General features: G+C 56.1%; 18 protein-coding genes. 10 read left to right on the top strand and 8 right to left on the bottom strand.

Annotated features, from left to right (window positions below):
• Window positions 1-6: 6 nt before the first annotated feature.
• Genes NFC81_RS02640 through NFC81_RS02625 form a run of 4 tightly spaced genes read left to right on the top strand, consistent with a single transcriptional unit; the run spans window position 7 to window position 3,593 of the window.
• Complete coding sequence (locus NFC81_RS02640) at window positions 7-756, top strand: uroporphyrinogen-III synthase (protein ID WP_304995990.1); 750 nt, start codon at window positions 7-9, stop codon at window positions 754-756.
• Window positions 753-1,913, top strand: a complete 1,161-nt coding sequence (locus NFC81_RS02635) for a uroporphyrinogen-III C-methyltransferase (protein WP_304995989.1) — start codon at window positions 753-755, stop codon at window positions 1,911-1,913. The genes NFC81_RS02640 and NFC81_RS02635 overlap by 4 nt, the downstream gene beginning before the upstream one ends.
• A complete protein-coding gene (locus NFC81_RS02630; protein ID WP_304995988.1) occupies window positions 1,910-3,112 on the top strand; it encodes a heme biosynthesis HemY N-terminal domain-containing protein in 1,203 nt (400 codons plus the stop codon). Before NFC81_RS02635 ends, NFC81_RS02630 begins: the two co-directional genes overlap by 4 nt.
• Window positions 3,105-3,593, top strand: a complete 489-nt coding sequence (locus tag NFC81_RS02625; protein ID WP_304995987.1) for a GAF domain-containing protein — start codon at window positions 3,105-3,107, stop codon at window positions 3,591-3,593. Before NFC81_RS02630 ends, NFC81_RS02625 begins: the two co-directional genes overlap by 8 nt.
• 12 nt (window positions 3,594-3,605) lie before the next feature.
• Here NFC81_RS02625 and NFC81_RS02620 read toward each other — a convergent pair whose 3' ends face one another.
• The 5 genes from NFC81_RS02620 to NFC81_RS02600 all read right to left on the bottom strand — a co-directional run bounded on the left by NFC81_RS02620 (window position 3,606) and on the right by NFC81_RS02600 (window position 9,035).
• Window positions 3,606-4,346 (bottom strand): helix-turn-helix domain-containing protein, encoded by a 741-nt coding sequence (locus NFC81_RS02620; protein WP_304995986.1) that lies wholly within the window; start codon window positions 4,344-4,346, stop codon window positions 3,606-3,608.
• Entirely contained in the window at window positions 4,343-5,071 is a 729-nt protein-coding gene (locus tag NFC81_RS02615; protein WP_304995985.1) for an NAD(P)H-flavin reductase, read from the bottom strand. Before NFC81_RS02615 ends, NFC81_RS02620 begins: the two co-directional genes overlap by 4 nt.
• A 182-nt stretch (window positions 5,072-5,253) precedes the next feature.
• A complete protein-coding gene (gene ubiD, locus NFC81_RS02610) occupies window positions 5,254-6,717 on the bottom strand; it encodes a 4-hydroxy-3-polyprenylbenzoate decarboxylase (RefSeq protein ID WP_304995984.1) in 1,464 nt (487 codons plus the stop codon).
• A 77-nt stretch (window positions 6,718-6,794) separates the two neighbouring features.
• The gene (locus NFC81_RS02605) at window positions 6,795-7,214 is read right to left on the bottom strand and encodes a c-type cytochrome (protein WP_304995983.1); all 420 of its coding nucleotides are present in this window, start codon (window positions 7,212-7,214) and stop codon (window positions 6,795-6,797) included.
• Window positions 7,215-7,352: 138 nt separating this feature from the next.
• The gene (locus tag NFC81_RS02600) at window positions 7,353-9,035 is read right to left on the bottom strand and encodes a TIM-barrel domain-containing protein (RefSeq protein ID WP_304995982.1); all 1,683 of its coding nucleotides are present in this window, start codon (window positions 9,033-9,035) and stop codon (window positions 7,353-7,355) included.
• A 134-nt stretch (window positions 9,036-9,169) separates the two neighbouring features.
• On the opposite strand from NFC81_RS02600, the gene glgB reads away from it, so the two are divergent.
• The 3 genes from glgB (at window position 9,170) to NFC81_RS02585 (ending at window position 16,651) form a co-directional block, all read left to right on the top strand.
• Entirely contained in the window at window positions 9,170-11,344 is a 2,175-nt protein-coding gene (glgB, locus tag NFC81_RS02595) for a 1,4-alpha-glucan branching protein GlgB (RefSeq protein ID WP_304995981.1), read from the top strand.
• Window positions 11,345-11,550: 206 nt separating this feature from the next.
• Window positions 11,551-13,665, top strand: a complete 2,115-nt coding sequence (gene glgX, locus NFC81_RS02590) for a glycogen debranching protein GlgX (RefSeq protein ID WP_304995980.1) — start codon at window positions 11,551-11,553, stop codon at window positions 13,663-13,665.
• 64 nt (window positions 13,666-13,729) lie between these two features.
• A complete protein-coding gene (locus NFC81_RS02585; protein WP_304995979.1) occupies window positions 13,730-16,651 on the top strand; it encodes an EAL domain-containing protein in 2,922 nt (973 codons plus the stop codon).
• On the opposite strand, the gene NFC81_RS02580 is transcribed toward NFC81_RS02585, so the two are convergent.
• Both NFC81_RS02580 and parC read right to left on the bottom strand, forming a co-directional pair.
• Window positions 16,621-16,902 carry a late competence development ComFB family protein gene (locus NFC81_RS02580; RefSeq protein WP_304995978.1) on the bottom strand — a complete coding sequence of 94 codons (282 nt, stop codon included), beginning with the start codon at window positions 16,900-16,902 and terminating at the stop codon, window positions 16,621-16,623. The genes NFC81_RS02585 and NFC81_RS02580 overlap by 31 nt on opposite strands.
• Window positions 16,903-16,973: 71 nt before the next feature.
• On the bottom strand, window positions 16,974-19,220 hold the full coding sequence (gene parC, locus NFC81_RS02575) for a DNA topoisomerase IV subunit A (RefSeq protein WP_304995977.1): 2,247 nt from the start codon (window positions 19,218-19,220) through the stop codon (window positions 16,974-16,976).
• Window positions 19,221-19,412: 192 nt separating this feature from the next.
• On the opposite strand from parC, the gene NFC81_RS02570 reads away from it, so the two are divergent.
• The 3 genes from NFC81_RS02570 to NFC81_RS02560 all read left to right on the top strand — a co-directional run bounded on the left by NFC81_RS02570 (window position 19,413) and on the right by NFC81_RS02560 (window position 25,703).
• Window positions 19,413-21,731 carry a penicillin acylase family protein gene (locus NFC81_RS02570; protein WP_304995976.1) on the top strand — a complete coding sequence of 773 codons (2,319 nt, stop codon included), beginning with the start codon at window positions 19,413-19,415 and terminating at the stop codon, window positions 21,729-21,731.
• Between the two features lie 21 nt (window positions 21,732-21,752).
• Window positions 21,753-23,120 carry a deoxyguanosinetriphosphate triphosphohydrolase gene (locus NFC81_RS02565; protein ID WP_304995975.1) on the top strand — a complete coding sequence of 456 codons (1,368 nt, stop codon included), beginning with the start codon at window positions 21,753-21,755 and terminating at the stop codon, window positions 23,118-23,120.
• An 84-nt stretch (window positions 23,121-23,204) separates the two neighbouring features.
• Window positions 23,205-25,703: an EAL domain-containing protein gene (locus NFC81_RS02560; protein ID WP_304995974.1), complete on the top strand. Its 2,499-nt coding sequence runs from the start codon at window positions 23,205-23,207 to the stop codon at window positions 25,701-25,703.
• Here NFC81_RS02560 and NFC81_RS02555 read toward each other — a convergent pair.
• Complete coding sequence (locus NFC81_RS02555) at window positions 25,682-26,257, bottom strand: DNA-3-methyladenine glycosylase I (protein ID WP_304995973.1); 576 nt, start codon at window positions 26,255-26,257, stop codon at window positions 25,682-25,684. The genes NFC81_RS02560 and NFC81_RS02555 overlap by 22 nt on opposite strands.
• Window positions 26,258-26,264 lie beyond the last annotated feature (7 nt).

Below are 26,264 nucleotides of genomic sequence, written 5' to 3'. Positions count from 1 at the left end.
GCCATCATGAAGCGCACCGTCATCCTGACCAAGCCAAGCGCCCAGCAAGCGCGCTGGATCGAGGCCTTAAAAGACCAAGGTTATGTGGTAGAGTCGATACCACTGATCCATATTGAGCCGCTACCGGAAACAGCAGCACAACGGTCAGTTTGGTTAGACTTTGACCAGTTTCACGGCGTTGTGGTGGTCAGCCCAGCGGCAGCAGACATTGTATTGGATCGGCTGGATGCGTACTGGCCTCAGCCACCCATCGGTATTCGTTGGTTGTGCAACGGTTCCGGGACCGCACAGGTGTTGCTGCCATTACTGGGATCGGCCGTTCACTACCCACAGCTGGGTAACCGAGCGGAAGATGTACTCGCCCTGCCCGAAACCCAAGACGTACAGGACCAACGCTGGCTGATCGTCGCAGGAGAAGGTGGCCGCGAGGTGACCCAACCGGCTTTGGAAGCACGCGGGGCACGGGTGACCCGCTTGGAAGTGTATCGGCGCACAGGCATAGAACTGGGCCCTGAAACGCAGCAACGCCTGACACAACCGAATGCGATTGTGCAGATATCTTCTTTGGCCGCCTTGGATTGTTTGACTTCTCAAGCGTCCATGGTTACAAAACAGACAACGCCCCTGCTGATCAGCAGCCCGCGCCTCGACAGCGCTGCCCGCGAACACGGCTGGCAGCACATCGTGAACGCACAGGGAGCCAGCTTAGAAGCTGCTCTGGACGCCTTGAATTCACTACAGGAACCGACATCGTGAGTGCCGACCAGCCGACCCCAGAAGAAAAACCAACGACGGACCCTAAAGGCACCGCAAAGCCGACAGCCAAAGCAGATCAGACTGCCAAGCCGTCGGCCAGCAGCAAGCCTAAAGCGCGGGCACACGCCAAGCAGGGTGGTATAGGCCGTTGGGTCGCCTTGTTTGTGGTCTTGCTGGTACTGGGCGCAGCCGGTGTCGGCGGTTGGTTTGGCTGGCAGCAGTGGACACATTGGCAGGACATCAATCAGGCACGCCAGCAATCGTTGAACGACTTACAAAACCAACTGGCCCAGCAGGCCTCGCAACTGCAGTCTCTTGAGCAAGCGTTGGCGCAAGTGGACCAACGCCAACAGGGCGTACAGGGTAATCTGGAGGATACGCAACGCAACCTGGTTGCCCTCGCCCAGCAAGTAAATGCCGACAGCGGCTTGCAAGAAAGTGATGTACAGCGCTTGGAAATCGAGTATCTGTTGCGAACCGCCCGGCACCTGAGCCAGCTGACGGGTGACCTCGCGCAAGCCTCTTCGCTGTTGCAGCAGGCCGACCGCATGCTGGCAGAAATCAACGAAATTGCTTATCTGCCCGCCCGCGAAGCACTGGCGCAAGACCTTCAGGCGCTGCGCAATGCCCCCATGCCCGACATCGACGGCATCTATTTCGAATTACGCGCGTTAGAACAAGGGGCGCGTCAATGGCAATGGTGGCCAGAATCCAGCCGTAGTCCGAACACGGACGCAGCAGCGCCGAGCCCGGACGATGCCAATACAGACGCGGAACGACCATGGTACGAACGCATGGGCCACGAGCTGCGCAGCCTGGTAACAGTGCGCTACCGTGGCGACTTAGCGCAAGCGCGCCTGACTCCGGATGAATTCAACCAAATGCGGGCACAATTCCGCTTACTGCTGCAGCAAGCGCAAGTGGCGGCCTTACAGCGCAACCAACTGCTGTATGAAAGCAGCCTGGAACAGGCGCAAGAATGGCTGAGTGATACTGGTGCGCAAGTACCTAATTTGGCCGCCGTACAAACTCAACTCGATCAATTGCGCGCCATCAACATCGATGTGGTGGTGCCTGAGATAGATCGTGCGCTAGCGGTGCTGCGCGCCATCGCCAATCGCACGGGTGACGACGCCAACGCAGGAGACGACGAATGAAGTTGCTGCGTCGGGCGTTACTCATTCTGCTGATTCTGGTGCTTGGCGGGGCCGTGGGGTATATGGCGCGCCAGGACTCAGGCTATGTGTTGATTGCGTGGGGCGACCATGCACTGGAAATGTCGCTGTGGATTGGTCTTGCAGCACTGATCACGCTGGTGTTGGCTTGGCTGCTGATACGGCGAATGCTGGTGTTGTTGGGTAAGTTGCGGCCGAATCGGCGGCATCAGGGTGTGAAGTCTTTGGAAAATGGCATCTTGGCGTTCCTCGAACTTAAGCTGCCACGCGCTAAGCGCCTGCTCGCCAAGGGTGAACGCTACAGCCCTCTGCCATGGGTTAACCAGTTGCTGCTGGCCCGTATCGCCCAAGCCGAAAAAGACTACGCCAATGTGGCGACCTGGCTCGACAAGGCCACCGAAGAAAACCCTCAGGTCGAGCTGGCCTCGGGTCTGTTATTGGCGTTGTCGGCCTATGAGTCGAAGCAATTTGAGTTGGCGCTGGCGCACTGCAAGCGCCTGACCCAGAAGCATCCGGACAACCCCTTTGTGTTGCGCTTGCTGCGCGATGTACACGTGCGACTGAAAGACTGGGATGCCTTGTTAGAGCTGCAACCTAAGCTGATTCGCGTTGGCCGCAAGTCGGTCGAGCCTTGGCAAACCGACATGATCAATGGGCTGGTTGCCACTCGTCCCGCCAATGCAGGCGCTCGTCTGCAAAAATGGTGGAAGTCGCTGAGCCAACAGCAACAGGCCTCGTCGGACCTGAGATACCAATATCTCAAGGCGTTGGTGGTCCTGGAGACTCCTTTGGTAGCAAAGAAGGCTCTGGAAAGTGCCATCGGACAAGAGTGGGATACCCGCTTAGTGGTACTGTACAGTGGCCTCAACACCACCGCGCGTGAACGCTTACAGCAAGCCGAGCGCTGGCGCACGCAACACACGCCGGACGCGCACTTTTATCTGGCCTTAGGCCGCCTGTGTTTGCAGGAGTCTTTGTGGGGCAAGGCCCGCGATTATTTCAAAGACGGCTTAGCACAGAACCCCCTGCCAGAGCTCTATTGGGAGCTGGCGCGTTTAGAAGAGGCTCTGGGAGAGCGTGACAGCAGCCATGAGCGCCTGACCGCTTTGGCTGAGCAGATGCTAAAATGTCCGGCCTTACCCTTACCCGCAGCAACACCGGAAGCACAGACGCATGAGTGAAGACTTAGTCATCAGTGGTGCCAGCAAAGCGGAACAGTATGAGAGTTTCACGCAGCAGTTGACCTACCTGCTTGCCGACACGCCCAACCCGCTGACTCAAGTCAGCCAGTTGCTCGCCGCCTTACAACACGGTTTTGGTTTCCTGTGGACGGGCATCTATCAGGTACACGGCGACCAATTGGTGCTGGGCCCCTTTCAAGGGCCGATTGCTTGCGTCACCATTGCCCGTGGGCGTGGGGTGTGCGGTACGGCATGGCACGAAGCCCGTACATTGGTAGTGCCCGACGTAGATGCCTTTCCCGGTCATATTGCCTGCAGCAGTGCGAGCCGTTCGGAAATCGTCTTGCCGGTCTTTCGCGGCCAGGAAGTGATTGCAGTGCTGGACATCGACAGCGCCGAGCTCGGAACCTTTGATGAGGTGGATCAGCGCTTTCTGGAAGAGATCGTAGCTACCTATTTGGCACCCTGCTTGCCGCTGTAACCCAGCGAACGCTTACAGCAGTTGCCAGAGGGCGTCGAATACCAATTGCTGAGTCTCCGCAACCGCGGGTGACTCAATCACCACGGCACTGGGCAGATCGCCCTGCTTGAGCGCAATCATGGCGACTTTGGGCGGATAGATGGCAACATAGGCGGTAGAAGCCTTGTCGGTTTTCAGCCATTTGCGCTCGGACAATTCCGCTGGTTCGCCCCCGGCCCCTACGGCAATAACCCGTACCTGAATGCCCGCTTTGATGCGTTGTGTCGTGTAGGAAGGGAACGGCTGATACAGATACTTACGCACCGCCTTCGAAGAAATGACCGAGTAGGATTTGTCTTTGGTGGCGCCAACCGTGGCCAAAATGTCTTTCAGCACCCGCTCTATACCATCGTAGCCATCGTAATACCGCACATCGGCGGCACCCAATTCCGGGCGCAACTGCGTAAGCTCAGGAATGATTTCTCGACCCAGTAGACCCACCGCTTCACTGAGTCTCTCTTGGCGTTCTTCGGCCAAGGCCATCAGACGTTGTGGCGATTCGGCCGCAAAGAACCGGCGCCGCCCTTTCGGAAAGAGCGTCACGACGCCCTTCTCTTGCATCACTTTCAGCAGTTCGTAAGTGGTGCCCCGATTGAGGTTGGCGGCTTGCGCGATGTCACGGATCGAGGCCGGACCGAGCTTCAGCAGACTGGTGTAAATCTGCGTTTCACGCGGCTCTAACCCCAGTTGTTGCAGCACTTCGACGCGGTTCATCGTGGAGCGAATGCCAACATATCGCTGAAAAAGCGGTCTTTGTGCAGGCCGCAGGCTTCAAGGTAGTCCAATGAGGCATACACCATGTCGGGTGAGCCGCAGCAGATCACCGAATACGTACCCAGATCTCCCAGGTCTTCTCGAATACAGGCGTGTAAGTGGTGCTTTCCACTGTTCCACGTCTGCCGCTCGGAGATCACTGCGGTAAAGTGTACCTGCTCGTGAGTATCGGCCCAGCTTTGCGCCAGATCAGCCATATAGAGCGCCGCAGCAGTGCGTGCTGCCCAATAAATATGAATAGGGCGAGTACTGTTGACCAGCAGAGCCTCGGTCACGGCTTTGATCTGACTGAAACCGGTACCGGAAGCCAACAACAAGACGGGGGTATCATCCGCCGGCAGACGACCCACATGACAGTCGCCTTCACCGATGCGCGCCGGAATGCTGGTTTCACCGTCGATGCGCGCCAGCAAGGCGCGCGCTCCGGCGTTCTCTGGCCCCGCTTCTACATGCAGTTCGATGTCTGTACCGGGCGCATTAGCAATGGTGAAATAAAGCCCATTATGGTCGGGCAGCAGTAGCTCCAGATATTGCCCAGCCTGATAGCTAACAGGATGTTCCGGGGCAAACAACAACTGTTCAACCAAGCCGCCTAAGGGGCGACGCAACTTCAAGGCCAGATTAACCGTAACGCTGGTATCCACGCTGTGCTGGGGCTCTGCCACAATGACTCCAAATCTGAGTAAATTAGTCAGGTATTATAAACCGAACACTGTGATTCGGCCAGAGGGCGGAAGAGCACAGTGCCCTTCGTTGCCGGTCACCCACGTACGCGGGTATAAATACCCGCCCTACATCCGCGATCAACCATAGGGCGGTGTGTTTACACTCGTCGCCGAAATGCGCCTTACAGATCTAACTCTGGCCAAATAAGATCCACCTCATCCTTCACCTGTTGATCCATCAAAATCGGCCGCCCCCACTCGCGCGATGTTTCGCCGGGCCATTTATGTGTAGCATCCAAGCCCATCTTGCTGCCCAAGCCAGACACTGGCGAAGCGAAGTCGAGGTAATCGATCGGCGTATTCTCGACCATCACGGTATCACGCGCCGGGTCCATGCGCGTAGTGATCGCCCAGATCACGTCTTTCCAGTCGCGTGCATTCACATCGTCGTCGGTAACGATGACAAATTTGGTGTACATAAATTGCCGCAAGAACGACCAGACCCCCATCATCACACGCTTGGCATGACCGGGATATTGTTTCTTCATGGTCACCACCGCCATGCGATAAGAGCAGCCTTCAGGAGGCAGGTAGAAGTCGGTGATTTCCGGGAACTGCTTGCGCAAAATAGGCACGAACACTTCGTTCAGCGCCAAGCCCAGAATGGCCGGTTCATCAGGTGGGCGGCCAGTGTAGGTACTGTGGTAAATCGGCTGGTCGCGGTATGTCATGCGCTCGACGGTGAATACCGGGAAGCGGTCAACTTCGTTGTAGTAACCGGTGTGGTCACCAAAGGGGCCTTCGTCGGCCATATCATCAGGGTAGATATAGCCTTCCAGTACGATTTCCGCGCTGGCGGGTACGTCGAGGTCATGCAGCGTGGCTTTCGCCAGTTCCGTGCGGTGTCCGCGCAGCAACCCGGCGAAGGCGTACTCCGACAAGCTATCGGGCACAGGCGTCACCGCGCCCAAAATAGTCGCCGGATCAGCGCCCAGGGCAACGGCCACCGGGAAGGGTTCACCCGGAAACTTCTTCTGCCAGTCCCGTAAATCCAAGGCACCACCGCGATGCGACAACCAACGCATGATGACACGATTACGCCCTATGACTTGCTGGCGGTAAATACCTAAATTCTGGCGCGGCTTATCAGGGCCACGCGTAATTACCAACGGCCAAGTGATTAAGGGCCCAGCATCACCGGGCCAACAGGTCTGCACCGGTAATTTGCTCAGGTCGACGTCATCACCGATCAACACATGCGTCTGGCAAGCCGGGCGCGACACTTTCTTGGGTGCCATGTTCATGACCTGACGGAAAATGGGCAGCTTTTCCCACGCATCCTTGATGCCTTTCGGTGGATCAGGCTCTTTCAAATAGGCAAGTAGTTCACCGATTTCACGCAGCGCACTGACACTGCTGGCACCCATGCCAGCGGCCACACGTTCTGGTGTACCAAACAGGTTGGTCAACACAGGCATGTCAAAGCCCGTTGGATTTTCAAACAACAGCGCTGGACCACCGGCGCGCAGAACGCGGTCGCTGATTTCCGTCATCTGTAACTTGGGGCTCACGGACTGGGTGATACGCTTCACCTCACCCTGCGCTTCCAGCCCAGCGATAAACTCTCGAAGGTCACGGTATTTCATGGCGCTGCCTCTTAAACGGTCTGTACATCCTGCACATAAAAAAAGGGCACGAGGCCCTTTTTTCTACCAGCCTGTCATTAACGGCTGTTGTTTACCAAGTATTCTGTCGCTGCAGCAATTTCGTCATCGCTGCAGTTCGCACAACCACCTTTCGCAGGCATTGCACCGATACCGCTGATGGAGTTAGCGATCAAGGTTTCCATGCCTTTCTCAATTCGAGCAGACCATGCAGCCGCATCACCCATAATCGGAGCACCGGCAGCGCCCGTCATGTGGCAAGCCAAGCAGGCTTGCTGATAAACCGTCGCGCCGTCGCGCGCTGCGCCCGCACCTGATGAGGTGGCTACAACCTGCGCGGTGTCACAGGCTTCGCCGGCAACACAGACGTTACCGCTGGGCTTAATACGGTCAATCAATGCATTGGTGTGTGCTTCGGTGGCTGCCAATACTGCGGTGGCCAAGCCCAATGTCGCTAATGCAATCAATATACGCTTCATCGTAGGGTTACCTTTTATTAGTCTTAAAATTCTATGGCGGGCAGTATAACGTTAATCCCGCGCCACTCAAAGGAAGCCACTGATTAATTTATTGTGCTTCACATGAATTTTTGTCGCCGCTGTCCGTCGCCTACCGGTTCAGTATGACATCAAATGGCTCACACCCAGCTCATGCGCCCGGTTAAGTAAAGCTGCACGCCCCGGAAAGTTGTCGTGCACAAAGACCGCAGGCTCACCCATGGGTGCCACCACGTCAATCCACTGGCCCAGACTGAACCATTCCCGACCACTCCACAGATGTGTCCACTCGCCTTCCGGCAAATACACTCGGCGCTCTAAGGTGGCCGATTGCAAGATCGGCGCCACCAGCAAATGGGGCCCGAGCATGTATTGGTTTGGTGGCAGCTGCCATGTTTCCGGATCATCGGGGAACTCAAGCCACATGGGTCGGACCATCGGCATATTCTGGTCCACGACGGCGGCCATTAGACGACGCCGATAAGGCCACAGTGCCTCGTGAATGGTAGCCAAGCGTGCCGCGTGTATATGGCCGCTCTCGTCTTCGTCCCATAGATGGTAGTGCTCGCTGGCAAGTAAGGTGTCGTGAAAACTGAGTACGGGTGTAAAGGTGTTTAATTCTAACCAGCGCAGATACAGTTCTTGGGTGCGCGGCTCGGTGCGCCAGCGCCCACGATCTTCAATTGACCCGCCGACGATTGTGTAGGACATCGGATCACCCGCCAACCCACTCGACAGCAGTGCCGACACCATGCTTCCTAAGCCATATTCTCGCCAACCAGCAAGGGTATCTAAGGCAGGCGGCAAATCCACCAAGGCACCGACTACCTCGGGCACACCCACCTCGTCGACCAATGCTGCCGGGTCTGCCACCACAAGGCTCAGCGGTGCGCCATGGCGAGCCAGCGGCTCCCAAAAATCGGCGGCCACTTCACCGCCCAGAGGTAACAGTGGGTTACGCCCAAACCAGTCGGGGTACTCTTGGGGCTCTTGCTCTGGAAACAATCGCGGCAGCAAGAATGCTGGCGAGCGCGCGGCAGCTAAAGCCACCTCACCCTGCGCCGACCAGTTCTCTAACCGCCACCGTTGCGGTCGCGTTAAGTCCAACAAGCGCGTGCCCGTGCCGCCAATCAGCCAGCCACGATTATGGCTGGAATACACCGAGAACGGGCGATCACTGCCCGCCGATACTGGCATTTCTGAGTCTATTGGGGCGAACAATTGATCGCGCCCCAGCACCCGCCGCCCTACCAATGAGGGCGTTATGGATTGTATACCGAAGCCGAATACTTGCTCCCCTGCACCCATGGGCGATTCGAGATAGGTCAATGCAACCTGTTCAGAGGTTTCCCAATTCAATACTAAGCGGCGTTGTTCATCGACTGAGATGGTGAACTGGATGGGAAAACTCTGATCACCGCAATACAGTGTGCCGAGCGCCTCGACTCGATTACCCACTTGCTGCAGCTCATCCCACTCCTGGCGGGCACACACCTGTAACTGCCGCCCGGTTAACCCCTGCTCGGCATTCCTTAAAGTTACGGGGGCCGCTTGCAGGGCTGCGCCCAACCATGGCTTATTCGAAGCCGTTTCCCAAATCACGGTGGCGCCATACACGACACGCCAACGACGCTCTTCGACATCCCAATTGATGTCATAACCATCGATCAACCAGCGTTCAGAGAGGGGCCAATTCGTTCTGATTTGGCCTAATTCCACCCAAGTCGGACTGGTCGCACGCCACAATAAAATGCTAAACAGTACTAACAAGAAGCACGCTAACCACAACAAACGTCGCCACATTGTGTTTCAGGCCTTATAGTCTGTAGAGAGGAATGGTATGAACGGGTAACACACGCCGTTTTCAACAACCGACGGTATCGTTCATCAGCCCCTTCAGATGAATCAATAATAACGACAGAGACAGGATCGCACCTATGGAACTTGCCCACGCCCTTGCCAGCGTACTGGAAGCCCGACCATTTGACCATCTCGGCTTAATGCAGGTTATTGATGGAAAAGGAACGTTGGTGCGAGCTTGGTACCCTGATGCGACCGCCATCATAGTCGTTGAGCGAAAGTCTGGCAAAGCCTTAGGCAACATGCAGCGCAAAGACGATCGAGGTTTGTTTGAACTGCCCCTGCCGCGCCGCAAAAAGCCCTTCACGTACGATTTAAAAGTGAGCTACGGCACGGAGGAAGTGACGGTAACCGATCCCTACCAGTTCGGTAACCGCACCATGGAAGACCTGTTCTGCACACCGGAAACACTCTATAAAAATCTTGGCGCACAGCTTTGTCACGCCAGCATCGATGATGGCGCAGATATTGCGGGCGTGCGTTTTGTGGTTTACGCACCCAACGCGCGCAGCGTCAGTGTGATTGGCAACTTCAACCATTGGGACGGCCGTCGTCACCCCATGATGAGTCACCACGACGGATATTGGCGCCTGTTCGTGCCTGGCTTAACCGCTGGCACCGAATACAAGTTCGAGATTAAGTCGCAGCAGGGCGACATCTTGCCGCACAAAGCCGACCCCTATGGCTTTCAGCACGCCCAGCATCCGAGCTTTCATTCCGTGGTGTGGGACCACAGCCAATACCAATGGCAAGACCAGAGCTGGCAGCAGCGCCCAATTAAAGACCTACGCCAGCAGCCGATGTCCATTTACGAGATCCAGGTCGGCTCCTGGCGGCGTCATGCCGACGGCACACCGCTGAATTACCGCGAACTGGCCGATCAGCTCATTCCCTACATCCAAGACATGCAATACACCCACATTGAACTGTTACCGGTGAGCGAATACCCGTTTGACGGCTCTTGGGGTTACCAGCCTGTGGGGCTGTTCGCACCGACCAGTCGTTTCGGCTCACCGGACGATTTTAAATACTTCGTCGACCAATGCCATCAGGCCGGTATCGGCGTGATCGTCGATTGGGTACCGGCGCACTTCCCGGCCGACCCGCATGGCTTAGCCCGCTTTGACGGCACGGCGCTCTATGAATACGAAGACCCGCGTCGTGGCTGGCACCCGGACTGGAATTCCTTCATCTACGACTATGGCCGCCATACCGTTTGTGATTTTCTGATTTCCAGCGCCATGATCTGGCTGGAATATTTCCACATTGATGGCATTCGCGTCGACGCTGTGGCCTCCATGCTGTACCTCGACTATTCACGCGAAGACGGCGAATGGGTGCCCAATGTCGATGGTGGCAACCACAACTACGAAGCCATCGCCTTTGTGAAGCGTTTCAATGAAAGTGTGTATGGGCAGTTCCCGGATCGTTTTACCATTGCCGAAGAGTCTACCTCCTTTGCCGGGGTGTCCAAACCGACCTACGCGGGCGGCCTCGGCTTCGGCTTCAAATGGAACATGGGCTGGATGCACGACTCGCTAGAGTACATGAAGAAGGACCCCATTCACCGCCAGTACCACCATGGCGACCTGACGTTCAGCATGATCTACGCCTTTGATGAAAACTTCGTCCTACCGCTGTCACACGACGAGGTGGTACACGGCAAGGGCACCATACTGACCCGTATGCCCGGTGATGAATGGCAGCAAATGGCCAACTTGCGCAACTACTACGCCTACATGTACGCTCACCCCGGCAAAAAGCTCAACTTTATGGGCAACGAGCTCGGCTCGCCTTTCGAGTGGAACCACAGCACCCAACTGGATTGGTGGCTACTCGACCATGACCGCCATCGTGGTTGCCAGCAACTGGTTAAAGACCTGAATCGCCTGTACCGCGACGAACCGGCCATGCATGTGCTGGATAATGAACCGCAAGGTTTCCGCTGGATCAACCACAACGATGCGGCCTCCAGCGTGCTGAGCTTCTGTCGTTTCAGTCATGACCCCGCAGACCTGATCGTCGTGGTCAGCAACTTCACCCCCATGCCGCACGAGCACTACCGTTTAGGCGTGCCAGAGGCAGGACACTACAAGGTGTTGCTGAATACCGACTCTGAGTACTACGGCGGCGGCAACTTTGCGGTGGGCGAGGGTTTTGACAGCCAGCCCGAAAGCTGTGATGGGCTCAGCCATAGCGTGCAGGTGAGAATACCGCCGTTGGCGACGCTTGTTCTCAAGTTGCAGAAGTAGGTTTTGGGGTTTGGTGGCAGGTGTGAACACCCGCCACCACCGCGACGGCGTAAACCCTGGATGTAGGGCGCGGTATTTATACCCGCCATCATTCGGCCCACAGGGAAACACCCGCTCACCCTTGGCGAATGGCATGAGTTCATAAAACACTGTGCTATGATGCGCCTCTCTGCTTCATCTTTTCAGGTAACGGATCACAGCGCATTATGACACCCCAAGACACCTCGCCCGCCAGCCGTCCCGGCCTGCCCTTCCCGCTTGGCGCTGCGCCCGATGCGGACGGTTGCAACTTCGCGGTATACAGTGCACATGCTACAGGCATTACGCTGTGTTTGTTCGACGAGCAGGAAAATGAAACCGCGCAGATTCCGCTGACGACGCGTACGGGTAATGTGTGGCATATTTATCTGTCGGGCATTCGGCCAGGCCAAGCCTACGGCTATCGCGCACGCGGGGCTTTTAAGCCACAACAACAACGCTTTTTCTCGCGTAAGAAGTTGCTGCTGGACCCTTATGCGCAGGCCCTGAGCCGTGTGTTGGAATACCATCCTAGCTTTGACACCTTGGCCCCCGGAGATGACTTACAACGCAGCACGCTCGACAGTGGCCCGCACATGGCGAAGTCTTTGGTGGTGGATCATACGTTCGACTGGCAAGGTGACCGGCCGCTGTATACGCCGTGGACACACACTATTTTGTACGAAACCCATATTCGTGGCATCAGCCAAACCCATCCTGAGGTACCGCCAGAACTGCGCGGCACCTACCTCGGCATGGCGCATCCGGCTGTGATTTCGCACCTGCAAAATTTGGGCATTACGGCAGTACAGATCATGCCAATCCACGCCTTTATGTCTGAGCCACGTTTGCAAGCCTTGGGGTTGAGCAACTATTGGGGCTACAACCCGGTAAACTGGTTTGCACCCGACCCACGCTACGCGGTGTCTGATGCGGTGACCGAAATGAAGACCTTGGTGCGCACGCTTCACCAAGCCGGGATCGAAGTCATTCTGGACGTTGTGTATAACCATACCGCCGAGGCGGGTTTAGAGGGCACCACACTGAGTCAGAAGGGACTGGCGGCGGCGCGTTTTTATCGGTTTACCGAAGACGGCACGCACTTCATCAACGACACTGGCTGCGGCAACACGGTGAATGTGCACCAGACCTCGACGTTGAAGATGGTGATGGACAGTCTGCGCCTGTGGATTGAGCACTACCATATTGATGGCTTCCGCTTCGATTTGGCGGCGACCTTGGGCCGCGAGGAGCGCAACTTTTCGCCGCACGCGGCGTTCTTCAAAGCCGTGGCGCAAGACCCACTGCTCAGCCGTGCCAAGTTGATTGCCGAACCGTGGGACATAGGTCCACAGGGTTATCAGCTGGGCCAATTCCCCGATCACTGGTACGAGTGCAATGATTTGTTCCGCGATACCGTGCGGGCATTCTGGCGTGGTGATGGCGGCTTGCTGCCCGACTTTTGTACACGCTTGATGGGCTCGCGCGATCGCTTGCAAAAAGGCATTCGCGCTCTTTCAACCAGCATCAATTACATCACCTACCACGACGGCTATACGCTGCACGATTTGGTGTCGTATGAACAGCGCCACAACCAAGCCAACTTAGAAGATAATCGGGACGGTCACGGTCATAACCTGAGCGCAAACTACGGCGTAGAAGGCCCCACTGACGACCCGACGATCAATGAACTGCGGCAACGCCAGAAACGCAATTTGATGACCACCTTGTTGCTGTCGCAAGGCGTCGTGCATTTGTTGGGCGGCGACGAGCTAGGGCGCACGCAGCGCGGTAATAACAACGCTTACTGCCAAGACAACAGCATCAGTTGGTATGACTGGTCGAACCCTGCGCCTGAGCATCTGGCCTTTATGCAGCACCTGATCAGGATTCGGCAAAGCTCAAGCCTGTTCCATGACTTGGTATTCAGTCCCGAACAAATTCTCGAAGAACCGGCCCACAGTGACGCTGTACACTGGTTTAACACCCAAGGCGAAGCCATGTCGATTCAGGACTGGCACAATGACCATGGGCGCAGTATCGGGCTGGTTCTGTCGTCCGCGCTGACGGATATTACCGTCGGTTTGGACAGCTGCGCTGAACGTTTTATCTGGCTGATCAACAGCTCGACACAGCCCGTGCGCTTTAACTTCCCGGGCGATGCGGCACTGGAATGGACGGTGCTACTCGACACCCGCCATGCTGTACCGCCTCCGGTAGGAGCGCCCAGTACTTTTGATCACTATGAAGCCGCGCCGCAGTCGGTGGTATTGCTTAGCCAGCCAGGTGCTCTCGATCAGTGATCAATTAAGTCTTGTGCTAGACTGCTTTGATCACTGAGTCGAGAACAGGCTGGGACGCAAATTCATGTTGAACCGGACACTCTATAAGTGCCTGCTGTTTTTTTTGCTGGCAACACCGCTGTCTATCATCGCCCACGGCGTGTCGCCGGTAGAGCTCGACACGCATTTCGTGGAAAAGCGGCTGAATCAACAGGCACAATGGTTGCTGGTCGACCAGGCCCAATGGCACCCAGAGAACATCGCCGACCCGGGCGTCCCGTGGCAAGCCGGTGCCCCACCCAGAGGCTTTCGGGCAACAGGTGAACAGCGTCTGTGGTATCGCGTTGAGCTGAGCAATACCACCGACAAGCCACTCACCTTAGTTGTCGACGCCATGGAGCCGTTGATCGGCGAATTCGATTTGGTATGGGTCGATGGTCACGATGCCGCGCCACTGCAAGTCTCGGCTGGCACTTGGCGGACCGCCGAACAAGGCCTGTTGGCGGATGTACGCTGGGCTGTTCCTATTACCTTGTCCCCACACACCACTGGCTATCTTTACACCTCGGCGCATCACGTCGGACACAATCAAATCCCACTGCTGCTCTCCCACAGTGAGCACTACGAGCAGACTCGGTTTTGGCGATTGACCTTGCTGGGGTTATTCCATGGTGTCTTGCTCATAGTCTCGCTCTACAGCCTGCTTCTGTTCACCGTTACGCGTCAACGCATCTACCTGTTCTACACCATGCTTGGCCTGGTCATGAACCTCTACTTTCTGTTCGTGGGCGGCCTTGGCAATATGTTCTCCTGGGTACCCAGCGGGGGTTTTGCGCATCGGGTAATGCAGATCTGCATCTGCCTCCACATTACATTGGTGGCCGCTACACCGGTCTATTTGCGGCAATTAAAACAGCGCTCGCCGCTGTTACCCAGTGAGCGCCTGTTGCTGACGGGCGCAGCTCTGGCTGCCCTCACCTTGCTGGCAGCACTCAGCCCGTGGTATGTAGCGCTGACACTGCCCACCCTGATCGTCGCATTGGCGGTCACAATCGTGGTGATGGCTCACAACGCTTATCTCTGGCTAGTCCTGCATAAGGACACCTTTCGCACCGTCACCTACGCTTGGGCGACCTACTCGGTCGGTATCGTCTTGGTGCTGGGTAATCGCCTTGAGTGGCTACCGCGCAATGCATGGACCGATTTCGGCATCCACATCGGTGCCATTACCACTTTTTCATTATTGTACTTGTCGCTCAATAACCAAATGCGCCGAGAGCGCGACAAGCGCATTAAAGCCCAACAGTCCTCCATTGATACCTTGCTGCGCTTCCAGCGCTTGTATATGAACGCTGAAGAAGGTTTTGCGACCGTCACTGAAACGGGTCTTATTCAGGACGCCAACCCGGCGTTTTGTCGCTTTTTCGATTGCACTGATTTCAACGAACTGCAGACCTCAGGCAATACCGATTTAACGCAAATGCTGGATGACCCGCAGGACTTCACCGACCTCCACAACGAGGTCTTTAAACACGGCAAGATGCCGGGGCGCGAAATCCGCATGCTGACCCCGGAGAACAGGGAGCTCTGGGTACTGGTACTGGCCTGGCTGGAAGGCGATCAACGCGAAACGGTCATCAAATGCAGTTTCATCGACATCACCGGGCGCAAAGCCTTCGAGCAGCGCTTGTCGTACTTAGCCACGCACGATGCCATGACGGGGCTGCTCAATCGGCGCAGTTTGTTGAGCGCCATTCAACAAGCCACCGATCAGTCAGTCGCTGCGCAGGCATCATGGGGCTTGATCTGCCTGAACATGGATAACTTTCGTCTGATCAATACCCAGTGCGGCCATGAACAAGGTGACAAGGCCTTAATGCAGGCCGCCAATGGCATTGTATCTGTGCTGCCAGCGCGGGCGTCGGCAGCGCGTACCGGGCCAGATGAGTTTTCGATATTGCTCCCTGAGTCAGACCAGACTGCCACCATGGCGGTGGCGGAACGCTTGCGTCGGCACGCTTTGACAACACCCTTCTTGCATCAAAGCCAAACCTACCAGTTAGTAGCCAGCATCGGCGTGACAACCTTTACCGCTGGCAAACAAAGCCCGGATGACATTTTGGCGCGCGCGGATACAGCCTGCCAGGCATCGAAGGAACAAGGTGGTAATCAAGTGAGTTTTTACACCGAAACCAATGCTGATTTGCAGCGCCGCCAAACCATGTCGGCATGGGTGACTGAGATCTACAGCGCCTTATCGGAAAGCCGTTTTCTGCTGACCCGGCAGACCATCAAACCGCTGTCGCTGAAGGAACCCGGAAAGCACTATGAAGTATTGCTGCGCCTGCAACTGCCCGATGGCCGCATTGCAGCACCGGGTGAGTTCCTGCCCTCCGCCGAGCGCTACGGATTGATGGAGGCGATTGATCGCTGGGTGATCACTCACTTCTTCCGCTGGCTCAGCGACAACCCACTTGAATTAGCAAGCCTGCATCGCGCCAGCGTAAATCTCAGTGGTCAGTCGCTCAGCTCGCCGGAAATTGTGCCCTTTATTCGCACCCAGTTCGCGGAATACGGCATTCCATTCGAGAAGATCTGTTTTGAAATCACCGAGAGCATGGCAGTGACACGCATCGATATTACCCAGCAGTTTATTTCAGAGCTGAGTGCCATTGGCTGCTCGTTCTCACTGGACGATTTTGGCACTGGTTATTCTTCGTACAGCTATCTGAAACACATGCCGGTACGGTATCTGAAGATTGACGGCAGCTTTGTGCGTAACATGTTAACCACGGCTTCAGACTACGCCATGGTGAAGTCGATCAATGAAGTGGCGCAGAGCATGAACTTACAAACCATCGCTGAGTTTGTTGAAAACGAAGAGTTGGAGTTTGCCTTGAAGGGCCTCGGGGTGCATTTCGGCCAAGGTTATGGCATCAGCAAACCCGAGGTATTGCCTCGACAGGAAGCCTATGTTCAGGTGATGTCGTCAGACTCGTCACGATAAGCAAGCACTTGCAGTACGGCTTCATCCACGGCTTTTTGCACACGCTCACGCATTTCGACACGGTCTGGCGTGGTCAGGAAAAATGCCATGTCCACCGAATGCCGATAATAACGTGCAGGCAAATGATTCAAAGCCAGGCAGGCGATGTCATTGAACTCGTCCTTGCTAAAGCCCTGATCCGAGTATTCGTTGATCAGGAAGTCCACCACCAAGTCTTCGTAGAAGTTGCTGATCTCAGCTTTTATCGTCATTACACCACCTCGATGAATGGAAACGTTAGAGCCCTCATACTTAAGGGCTCATCCTCAGTCTAGTGTAGACACTAGCCCAGACTCATGCCATCCACGCGTTGGAATCCACGCGGCAGTTTGTTCCCACGCCGACCACGCTCAGCGATGTAGTGTGCCAAGTCGGCACCTTTCAACGTCAGTGAGCGCTTACCAGACTGCAATACCAAGGCTTGATCGGGTGCCAGGATCGCCATATCGATCACAAATTCTTCACCACTCACCACCCGCGAAGCCGGTACGTTGATCATCTTATTGCCTTTGCCCTTACCCAGCTGCGGCAAATCACGCACAGGGAACAGCAGGAGGCGACCTTCGTTGGTAACGGTTGCCACTAAACTGTGGTTCAAATCCTGTATCCGACGCGGTTGCAGTACCTGTGCGCCAGCGGGCAATGTCAGCAACGCCTTACCGTTCTTGTTCTTACCCAGCATCTGCTCATAGCTGGTTACAAAGCCATATCCGGCGGTGCTGCCAATGAGGTACAGGGTTTCAGGGTCATCCAATAGCAACCCTTTGAACTGGCAACTGGGTGGCAGTGTCAGGCGTCCCGATACCGGCTCGCCCTGACCACGCGCACTGGGCAGCGTATGAGTCGGTAACGAATAAGCCCGGCCGGTGTGGTCAATCAGGACCGTCGACTGGTTCGAGCGGCCCGCCGCCGCCAGAAGGAATTTATCACCTGACTTGTAGCTCAGACCCTCGGCATCCAGCTCGTGACCTTTGCCAGACCGTATCCAACCTTTGTCGGACAACACCACGGTCACCGGCTCGTTCGGCATCAGGTCCATTTCGCTGAATGCAGACGCTTCACGGCGCACCACCAAGGGACTGCGACGCTCATCGCCAAAGGCTTCGGCATCGGCCAACAATTCTTTTTTGATCAACTGACGCAGACGCGCATCGGACTTCAAAATCTTTTCCAGACGCTCACGTTCGGCTTGCAATTCGTCCTGCTCGCCACGGATCTTCATTTCTTCCAGGCGCGCCAAATGACGTAACTTCAAATCCAGAATGGCATCGGCCTGAATCGGGCTCAGCCCAAAGCGGCGCATCAATTCTTCTTTCGGCTCGTCTTCATGACGAATGATGGCGATGACTTCGTCGATGTTCAGATAAGCCACAAGCAAACCGTCGAGGATATGCAGGCGGTCGTTCACCTTATCCAGGCGATGCTGTAAGCGGCGGCGCACCGTGGTTTGGCGAAAGGTCAGCCATTCACTGAGGATGCCGCGCAGATCGCGCACCGCGGGGCGACCGTCCAAACCAATCAGGTTAAGGTTTACGCGGTAGCTCTTTTCCAAGTCCGTGGTCGCGTACAGGTGGTTCATCAGGCCATCGACGTCGATGCGGTTGGAGCGTGGCGTAATCACCAAGCGCGTCGGGTTTTCATGGTCCGACTCGTCACGCAAGTCAGTCACCATTGGCAGCTTCTTGGCCTGCATTTGCGCCGCAATCTGTGTCAACACCTTACTCGGTGACGACTGAAACGGCAGCTCAGTGATGATGATATCGCCGTCATCCACCTCGTAGATGGCGCGAGCACGAATGCTGCCACGCCCGGTCTCGTACATTTTCTCCAAATCTTCACGCGGTGTAATGATTTCCGCGCGAGTCGGGTAATCCGGCCCTTTAACATGCAACATCAAATCTTGCGTGGTGGCCTCAGGCGCATCCAACAGGTGCACACAGGCGGAAACGATTTCGCGCAAATTGTGCGGCGGCACATCGGTCGCCATACCCACCGCGATACCGGTGGTGCCGTTCAACAAGACGTGGGGCAAGCGCGACGGCAAGATCTCGGGTTCATCCATGGTGCCGTCAAAGTTCGGCACCCAGTCTACGGTGCCCTGACCCAGTTCGCTCAACAGCGTATCAGAAAAGGCCGCTAACCGGGATTCGGTGTAACGCATGGCGGCGAACGACTTAGGATCATCCGGCGAACCCCAGTTGCCCTGCCCGTCTACTAACGGATAGCGGTATGAAAATGGCTGGGCCATCAACACCATGGCTTCGTAGCAGGCGCTGTCACCGTGTGGGTGAAACTTACCCAACACATCACCCACGGTACGGGCTGACTTCTTGTACTTCGAGGTATTCTTTAAACCCAGTTCGCTCATGGCGTAGATAATACGGCGCTGAACGGGCTTTAAGCCGTCGCCGATGTGCGGCAAGGCACGGTCCAGGATGACGTACATGGAATAGTCGAGGTACGCTTTCTCAGTGAACTGAGCCAGCGAAATGCGTTCAACGCCGTCCTGGTCGATGATGATGTCTGTCATAAGTTACGCGATCCACTTCCGGGTATTACTATTGCGGCACAGTGTACTTGGGCGCGCTAAAAAAACCCAGCGGCCATTGCACGCTTGCTGGGCGCACGCGTTGGGTAAACAAGCGCTGTACAAAGGTTCAGAGCCTTCTCAGCACGTGTTACACTGCGCCCATCTTATTATCCAAAGACCCAAGACCGCCACATGCCCCTGGCTCGCCGCATTCTGCAAAACTTATTACTGGCCCTGTTGGTGTTGGTCTCGACAATCGCCATGACGATTTTCCTGTACCTGCATGGCAGTTTGCCACGACTGGACGGCAACAACATAGTGCCGGGGCTGCAGGCTCGCGTGGAGATCGCGCGCGACGCCCAAGGCATTCCAACCATTCGGGGCAGTACACGCGAAGATATCGCCTACGCGCTCGGCTATTTGCACGCCCAAGAACGCTACTTCCAAATGGACATGCAACGCCGCCAAGCGGCCGGCGAACTGTCGGAACTGCTGGGTTCTATTGCCCTGCCGCAAGATCGCTTGAGTCGCCCACACCAGTTCAGAAGCCGCGCCGAACGAGTCATTCAAGAACTGCCGCAGCGGCAGCGCAACATCGTAGACGCTTACACCGATGGCGCCAATCAAGGCTTATCTGAGCTCAATCAGCCCCCCTTGGAATACCTGGTGCTGCGCCAAGCACCAGAACCCTGGACACCGGCCGATTCGGCATTGGTTATCTATGCCATGTATTTGGAGTTGCAAGATGGTCAAGGCGAGCGCGAGCGCAGCCTAGATGCCATGCAGCACCTGCTACCCGCCGACTGGTTCGAGTTCTTAACCTGGCAAACGGGTGATTGGGAAGCAGGCTTAACCCCCATCCCCAATACTCCGCCCCCACTGCCCAGTACATCGTGGCAAGACGCCTTTGCCGTTCCAGTAGACCGTCACCCAGTGCCCGAACACACCCAAACGGGCAGCAATGCCGCGGGTGTCTCCGGCAACCTGACGCTGCACGGCCATGCCATGATCGCTGGCGACAGCCATGTGGCGCTGCGCGTACCCAATCTATGGTATCGCGCCAACTGGATACTGCCACTCAATGACAGCGTGGTGCGCGGCGCTACCTTGCCCGGCACACCCGCCATGATACTAGGCAGCAACGAGCAGATAGCCTGGACGTTCAGCAACAGCATGGCGGACGTCAGCGATGTGATTCGCCTAACCAGCGAAGGTGAGCGCTACCTTACCCCGGATGGCTGGGAGGCGTTTACTTACCAAGACGAAGTGATCCGTATTCGAGGCACAACCAACCAGACCTTGCGTGTACGCCTGACCCGCTGGGGCCCGGTTATTGGGCAGGATCTCGACGGCAACTGGTTGGCGCTGCGCTGGGTAGCGCACGACAGCGCGGGGGCCAACTTTGATCTTTTAGAGCTTGAAACAGCCACCACAGTGACCGACGCGTTGCGCTGGCGCGGCATGGGCATACCCAGCCAGAACCTATTGCTGGCCGACCGCCAAGGCCAGCTTGCGTGGACCACCACGGGCCCACTGCCAAACCGCACGCTTCCCAATTCCCACCTGCCCCAAGACTGGTCTGACAACGCCGGGTGGACGGCTTATCTCGCCAATAATCCGCAATTTACCAATCGTGACCGTCTGTGGAGCGCCAACAATCAACCCCTGGCAGACCTCAGCCAATTGGGCAACGGTGGCTATGCGCTAGGGGTGCGGGCACACCTCATTGCCGATTCATTAAACAATACCGACCGCCCGTCTGAACTCGATATGCTGGGGCTGCTACGCGATGACAACGCAGCTTTTTTGCAGCGCTGGCATGACCATTTAAGCCAGACAGCCCCTGCATCGCCCGCCGCTGATCCCCTGCTTCAGGCGCTGTCGGATTGGACCGGCCGAGCGGAAGCCGAGAGCGTGTCTTATCGCTTGGTGCGGGCGTATCGAGCCGCCGTACTGGAGCGCGCCCTGGGACCTGCGTTTTACTATGTAGAAGGCAACGCCCACTTCTTTGTGACCGAGCGCGTTACGCAAGCGATTGAGTACCCCTTGTGGGCGATGGTGACGGCGGAACCCGAACACCTTCTAAACCCCGCACACGATACATGGCAAGACTTGTTCATCAGTGCAGCCGAGCAGGCTTTGAGCAGTTTAGAGCCGGAAACCGTGCTGCTTGAAAATGCCTCTTGGGGCAGTCTGAACAGGCTCAGCTTTCAGCACCCGTTAAGTGCGCAATATCCTATACTACGGTGGATCGTCAACTTACCCGGCGCAGCCGTCGGCGGCGATACCTTTACACCTCTGGTTCAGGGTGGAAACTATGGCGCGGCCTTGCGCATGGTGGTGGCTCCGGGACAGGAAGCGCAAGGCATCTTTCATATGGCGACCAGCCAAACAGGACACTTGCTCAGCCCATACTACCGCAAAGGGCACGACGACTGGCTTACCGGAGAGCCATCACCGTTCTTGCCGGGCATTACGGAATATCAGTTAACGCTGATTCCTCAGCGCTGATCAACCCTTTGGAGACGCACGATGCCAGACAATGACAACCAGAATCAGGCGCAACGCATGCAGTGGCATCAATTGCTCAGCAGCGAACGGCATGGGCATTCGGCCCTAGAGCCGCATGAACTGGGGCGCAGTCATTTCCATAAAGACTACGACCGCATTGTCTTCTCCAACGCCTTTCGCCGCCTCAGTGGTAAAACACAAGTACATCCGCTGTCACTGAACGACCATGTACACACCCGCTTGATTCACAGTGTCGAAGTCGGCAGTGTGGGTCGCTCGCTGGGCCTGAAAGTCGGCGAACGCATTCAGGATGAACTGCCTGACTGGATTCAGCCGGACGACCTCGGTGTCATTGTGCAGTCGGCCTGCCTTGCGCACGACATCGGTAACCCACCCTTTGGGCACGCCGGTGAGTTCGCCATTCAAGACTGGTTTAAGCAGCCGCAGAACGCCGACTTGCTGGCGCCCTTGAACGAACGCGAGCGCGACGATTTGCGCAGCTGGGAAGGCAATGCGCAAGGCTTTCGCATTGTTACCCAAGTGGAATACCACCTGTTTCGCGGTGGCTTACGCCTGACCTATCCAACCTTGGCCACCATGCTGAAGTACCCATGGACAGTGGCCCACAAAAACGCCAAAGGTAAATTCGCCTGCTTCCAACACGAAGCAAGCACCCTAAACCACGTCGCAAGTCGCTTGGGCTTATTGCCGCGCGGCGAGCACGCCTGGTGTCGCCACCCGTTGTCCTATCTGATGGAAGCGGCCGACGACATCTGCTACGCCATTATTGACCTAGAAGACGCGGTTGATCTACGCATTCTGAATTTCGCCGAAGTCCAAGCCATCATGCTGCGTTTGAACCCACAGGCCGAACTCGATATCAGCAGTGCACAGAGCGACGTTCAGGTTGCTCCGCTGCGTCAACTGGCAGCCTTGCGCGGCAAAGCCATGCAAGCGGTGATAGACGCCGTCGCCGATGCGTTTATGGCTCAGTTAGATGTGATTATGCGCGGCGAACTGGCGGGCGATCTACTGGCCTACTGCCCGGCGCACATTCAAGAGGGTATCTCGGCGGCTAAAAATCTGGCCAAGCAGAAGGTGTTTAAAGACACCCACAAAACCGAAGTGGAAATCGGGGCCTACACCACGCTCAGCACCCTGCTGCACGCCTTTCTCAGCGCCGGACATGAGTTGCATGATCGCCAGGGTGATCAGCTAAGCTACCGCACCCAACGCGTGTTGGATTTGATGCGTGACGATGCCCCGGACGCTCAGTGGTCTCTGTACCAAATTTATCTACGGATTCTGGATTACGTGACCCAGCAAACCGATCAGTACGCCAACTATCTGGCCAAACAAATTGGTGGCGTGCCCCTAATGTCGCGCTAAACCTGGCCGCCACTGTATTTAATTGGTCCCTGGACTATACTTCCATCATCTAACTTTACAGACGACTTACCCAAGGATTCACGCATGCGGACAGTCTACTGCACAGGACTGCTGATTTTGTTTTGGCTGATGACTGCCGGGAGCAGTCACGCCCAGCAATGGTCGGCTGGTGCAGAATACGTCAAGGTGCCGGTCCCAACAGCCGCAGAACCCGGCGGACGCCTTGACCCACTGACAGCGTTGCATGAACTGAATTTTTCCCCCGAAACCTTCGCTGAATCCAACCAGATTTCCCGTGAGACGTACTGGCATCGATTCTCTTTTCCAGCGACAGAAAAAGATGAGTCTTTGGTGCTGTCACTCAGCAATTATATGATCGATGAGCTGGATTTTTATCTGATACAAGACGGCCGGTTAACCAAGCACTGGCAACGCGGCGACACTCAAGATTGGGATCCAGAAGTGCGCTACTCTGGCATCTGGTTTGAAATTGAACGAGCCGCTGGACAGCCTACCGAACTGTTAGTGCGCAAGCGCAGTGACGGACCCTTGCTGTTTCCTTTTCGACTGCTAGAACCCGGTGAATACCGTGCCGTTACCGAGAGACGCTTTCGCTTGTGGGGCGCCGCCGCCGGGGCGCTGGTAATACTGCTGCTGCACAACATCGTGGTATTTCTGCTCGCACGCTATCCCGCGTATGGGCTTTACACGATTTTCCATGTCTCGGTTTTTCTCAGCATCGGCGTCACCCAAGGCTTCGGTCCTTGGTTTTGGCCGATGGCGTTCAATCAATGGTTAGCGGCCAATATCCTGACTCTATATACCCTCTCCGCATGGAGCATCTACAGCTTTACTTACCTCTTTCTGCAACTCTATGAACGGGTGCCTCAATGGCGCCATTACCATCGACCGGCGCATGTGTTTTTTGCGCTCGCCCTGGCAGCCAGCCTTCTGCTGCCCGAGTATCTGTATGCGACGCCTTTCGTGGTGATCCAGGGCACGTTATCGGTGCTCTGCATTGTTTGGGCGATCAAAGCCATAAAACAAGGCTTTGCCCCAGCCGCCTTGTATTTAGCGTCCTGGTCTCTGTTTATTATTGGCGCCATGGTCGGCTCCCTTATTTTCCACGGCAGCCTACCGTTCAATACAGTGACTGAGTACACCTTAGTGGTCAGTACCGTCATCCAGCTGCTCGGGTTTACCCTGAGTTTGGCATTCCGGGCGCGCCACCTGGAGCAAGAAAAGAACTTGCAGATGATGACCAGCCCGGTATCGGGCTTACCGAATCGTACGTATTTTCTCAATGAACTGGTACCGCAAGGCAATAGCCGCAGCAAAAGCGATAAAGTCACCCTGATCCTAATTCACCTAGCCGGCCTGCATGACCTCAGCAAAGCCGTAGGCCCCGGCAAAACCCAGCAAGCGACCGGACTGCTGGCGCAGCGTTTGAACCAAACATTACTGGCAATTCCCGGTATTCAGGAACACCGTCTGCCGAACGGAACAAAAGCTAGTATCATTGATATGGGCCAAGACCATTTGCTGTTTCTGTGTCGCAATATCAGCAAGGTTTCAAGCGTTATACGGACCATAGAACCCGCGCTAAACAAAACGATTCGTCTCGACGAGTTAGAGTTTAAGCAGCTTTTTTCCATCGGCGTTGCGCACACCGTTGAGGCGGAGCTGGATCTAATAACCCTGTATCAAAAGGCACAGATGGCAGCCGATGAAAACTGGCGCTCTAGTGCTCTGTGGAGCGAATACCAAGCCGGCTTGATGCAGCACCAGCGTCAACAGCTGCAACTGGTGGCAGCCTTGAGTGCGACCATTCACGCAGCAAACTTTCAATTCTTGATTCAGCCCAAGGTGGAATTAGCGACCCGACGCATTACTAGTGGCGAACTATTGCTGCGCTGGCATCACCCGGAACTAGGGCAAGTACCACCGGACGTGTTCATTACGTTGGCTGAGCAAGTCGGGCTAATATTCAAACTCACCAGCGTTGTCATGCAATTAGCCTTTCGCTGGGTAAAAGCGCACGAAGCCGATCTCGGCGATACAACCTTAGCCTTGAACATCTCCGCTCGTGACCTGCTACAGGCTAACTTTGCCACCGAGGCCATTGCCTTGTGCACGACTGAAGGTGTAGCACCCAGCCGTTTCGTATTAGAGATCACCGAAACAACCGCCATTGGCGACAAGGCCATTGCCGTCGAAAACGCCGACCAATTGAGGGCCGCGGGCTTTGGTATTTCAATTGATGACTTTGGTGCTGGCTACAGCTCAATGCAAAACATCAATCGCCTGTCACCGAACGAGATCAAGATCGACCGGCTTTTTGTCAGTGACCTAGCCACCAATGTGACTCACAGTACGCTGTGCCGGTCACTGATCAGACTGAGCTTGGACTTACAGACCTGCGCTACCGCCGAGGGCATTGAAACAGCCGAGCAACTAGCGATGTTAGAAGCGTGGGGCTGCCAATCTGGACAGGGCTATTACCTGTTCAGACCACAACCCCCAGAAGACTACCTCGACCTATTGCGCGCACAGGCGTCCACTCAGCCCGCCACCTCTGGGTAACGAAAGCAGCTCACCAGATGGTCATTGACCATCCCGGTGGCCTGCATATAGGCGTAGCAGATGGTGCTGCCGACGAACTTGAACCCACGTTTCTTCAGATCTTTGCTCATGGCGTCGGATTCCGGCGTGGTAACCGGCACCTCTGACATGGCCTTCCATTGATTCACAATGGGTTGCCCTCCGACAAAAGACCAGATGTACGCCGAGAAGGAACCAAACTCCTGCTGTACCGCAAGAAAGCACCGCGCATTGGTGATCGCGGCTTGCACCTTCAAACGATTGCGCACGATGCCAGCATCGGCCAATAGCTCAGCCACCTTGGCCGCGTCAAACTCGGCGATGCGCGTGGCATCAAACTGATCAAACACCAGCCGGTAGTGTTCGCGTTTGTTCAAGATGGTCGACCAGCTCAGTCCCGCTTGTGCACCCTCCAAGAGCAAGAACTCAAACAACACCCTATCGTCATACTGTGGCACACCCCACTCGGTATCATGGTAGTGTGTTTCATTCGGGCTGTTTTGCGCCCAGCCACAGCGCGTCAGAGCATCCGCCATCGGCAAA

This window comes from Salinispirillum sp. LH 10-3-1 (assembly GCF_030643825.1).
Lineage (GTDB): Bacteria > Pseudomonadota > Gammaproteobacteria > Pseudomonadales > Natronospirillaceae > Salinispirillum.
The sequence above is the reverse complement of the archived record's forward strand: the minus strand, read 5'-3'. Positions and strand labels throughout refer to the sequence as shown.

Excerpts from the sequence above, each read along its gene's own strand:
- NFC81_RS02640 (WP_304995990.1), top strand. The coding sequence starts at position 7 with ATGAAGCGCACCGTCATCCTGACCAAGCCAAGCGCCCAGCAAGCGCGC.
- NFC81_RS02630 (WP_304995988.1), top strand. The coding sequence starts at position 1,910 with ATGAAGTTGCTGCGTCGGGCGTTACTCATTCTGCTGATTCTGGTGCTT.
- NFC81_RS02625 (WP_304995987.1), top strand. The coding sequence starts at position 3,105 with ATGAGTGAAGACTTAGTCATCAGTGGTGCCAGCAAAGCGGAACAGTAT.
- NFC81_RS02620 (WP_304995986.1), bottom strand. The coding sequence starts at position 4,346 with ATGAACCGCGTCGAAGTGCTGCAACAACTGGGGTTAGAGCCGCGTGAA.
- ubiD (WP_304995984.1), bottom strand. The coding sequence starts at position 6,717 with ATGAAATACCGTGACCTTCGAGAGTTTATCGCTGGGCTGGAAGCGCAG.
- NFC81_RS02605 (WP_304995983.1), bottom strand. The coding sequence starts at position 7,214 with ATGAAGCGTATATTGATTGCATTAGCGACATTGGGCTTGGCCACCGCA.
- NFC81_RS02600 (WP_304995982.1), bottom strand. The coding sequence starts at position 9,035 with ATGTGGCGACGTTTGTTGTGGTTAGCGTGCTTCTTGTTAGTACTGTTT.
- glgB (WP_304995981.1), top strand. The coding sequence starts at position 9,170 with ATGGAACTTGCCCACGCCCTTGCCAGCGTACTGGAAGCCCGACCATTT.
- glgX (WP_304995980.1), top strand. The coding sequence starts at position 11,551 with ATGACACCCCAAGACACCTCGCCCGCCAGCCGTCCCGGCCTGCCCTTC.
- NFC81_RS02585 (WP_304995979.1), top strand. The coding sequence starts at position 13,730 with ATGTTGAACCGGACACTCTATAAGTGCCTGCTGTTTTTTTTGCTGGCA.
- NFC81_RS02580 (WP_304995978.1), bottom strand. The coding sequence starts at position 16,902 with ATGACGATAAAAGCTGAGATCAGCAACTTCTACGAAGACTTGGTGGTG.
- parC (WP_304995977.1), bottom strand. The coding sequence starts at position 19,220 with ATGACAGACATCATCATCGACCAGGACGGCGTTGAACGCATTTCGCTG.
- NFC81_RS02570 (WP_304995976.1), top strand. The coding sequence starts at position 19,413 with ATGCCCCTGGCTCGCCGCATTCTGCAAAACTTATTACTGGCCCTGTTG.
- NFC81_RS02565 (WP_304995975.1), top strand. The coding sequence starts at position 21,753 with ATGCCAGACAATGACAACCAGAATCAGGCGCAACGCATGCAGTGGCAT.
- NFC81_RS02560 (WP_304995974.1), top strand. The coding sequence starts at position 23,205 with ATGCGGACAGTCTACTGCACAGGACTGCTGATTTTGTTTTGGCTGATG.
- NFC81_RS02555 (WP_304995973.1), bottom strand. The coding sequence starts at position 26,257 with ATGGCGGATGCTCTGACGCGCTGTGGCTGGGCGCAAAACAGCCCGAAT.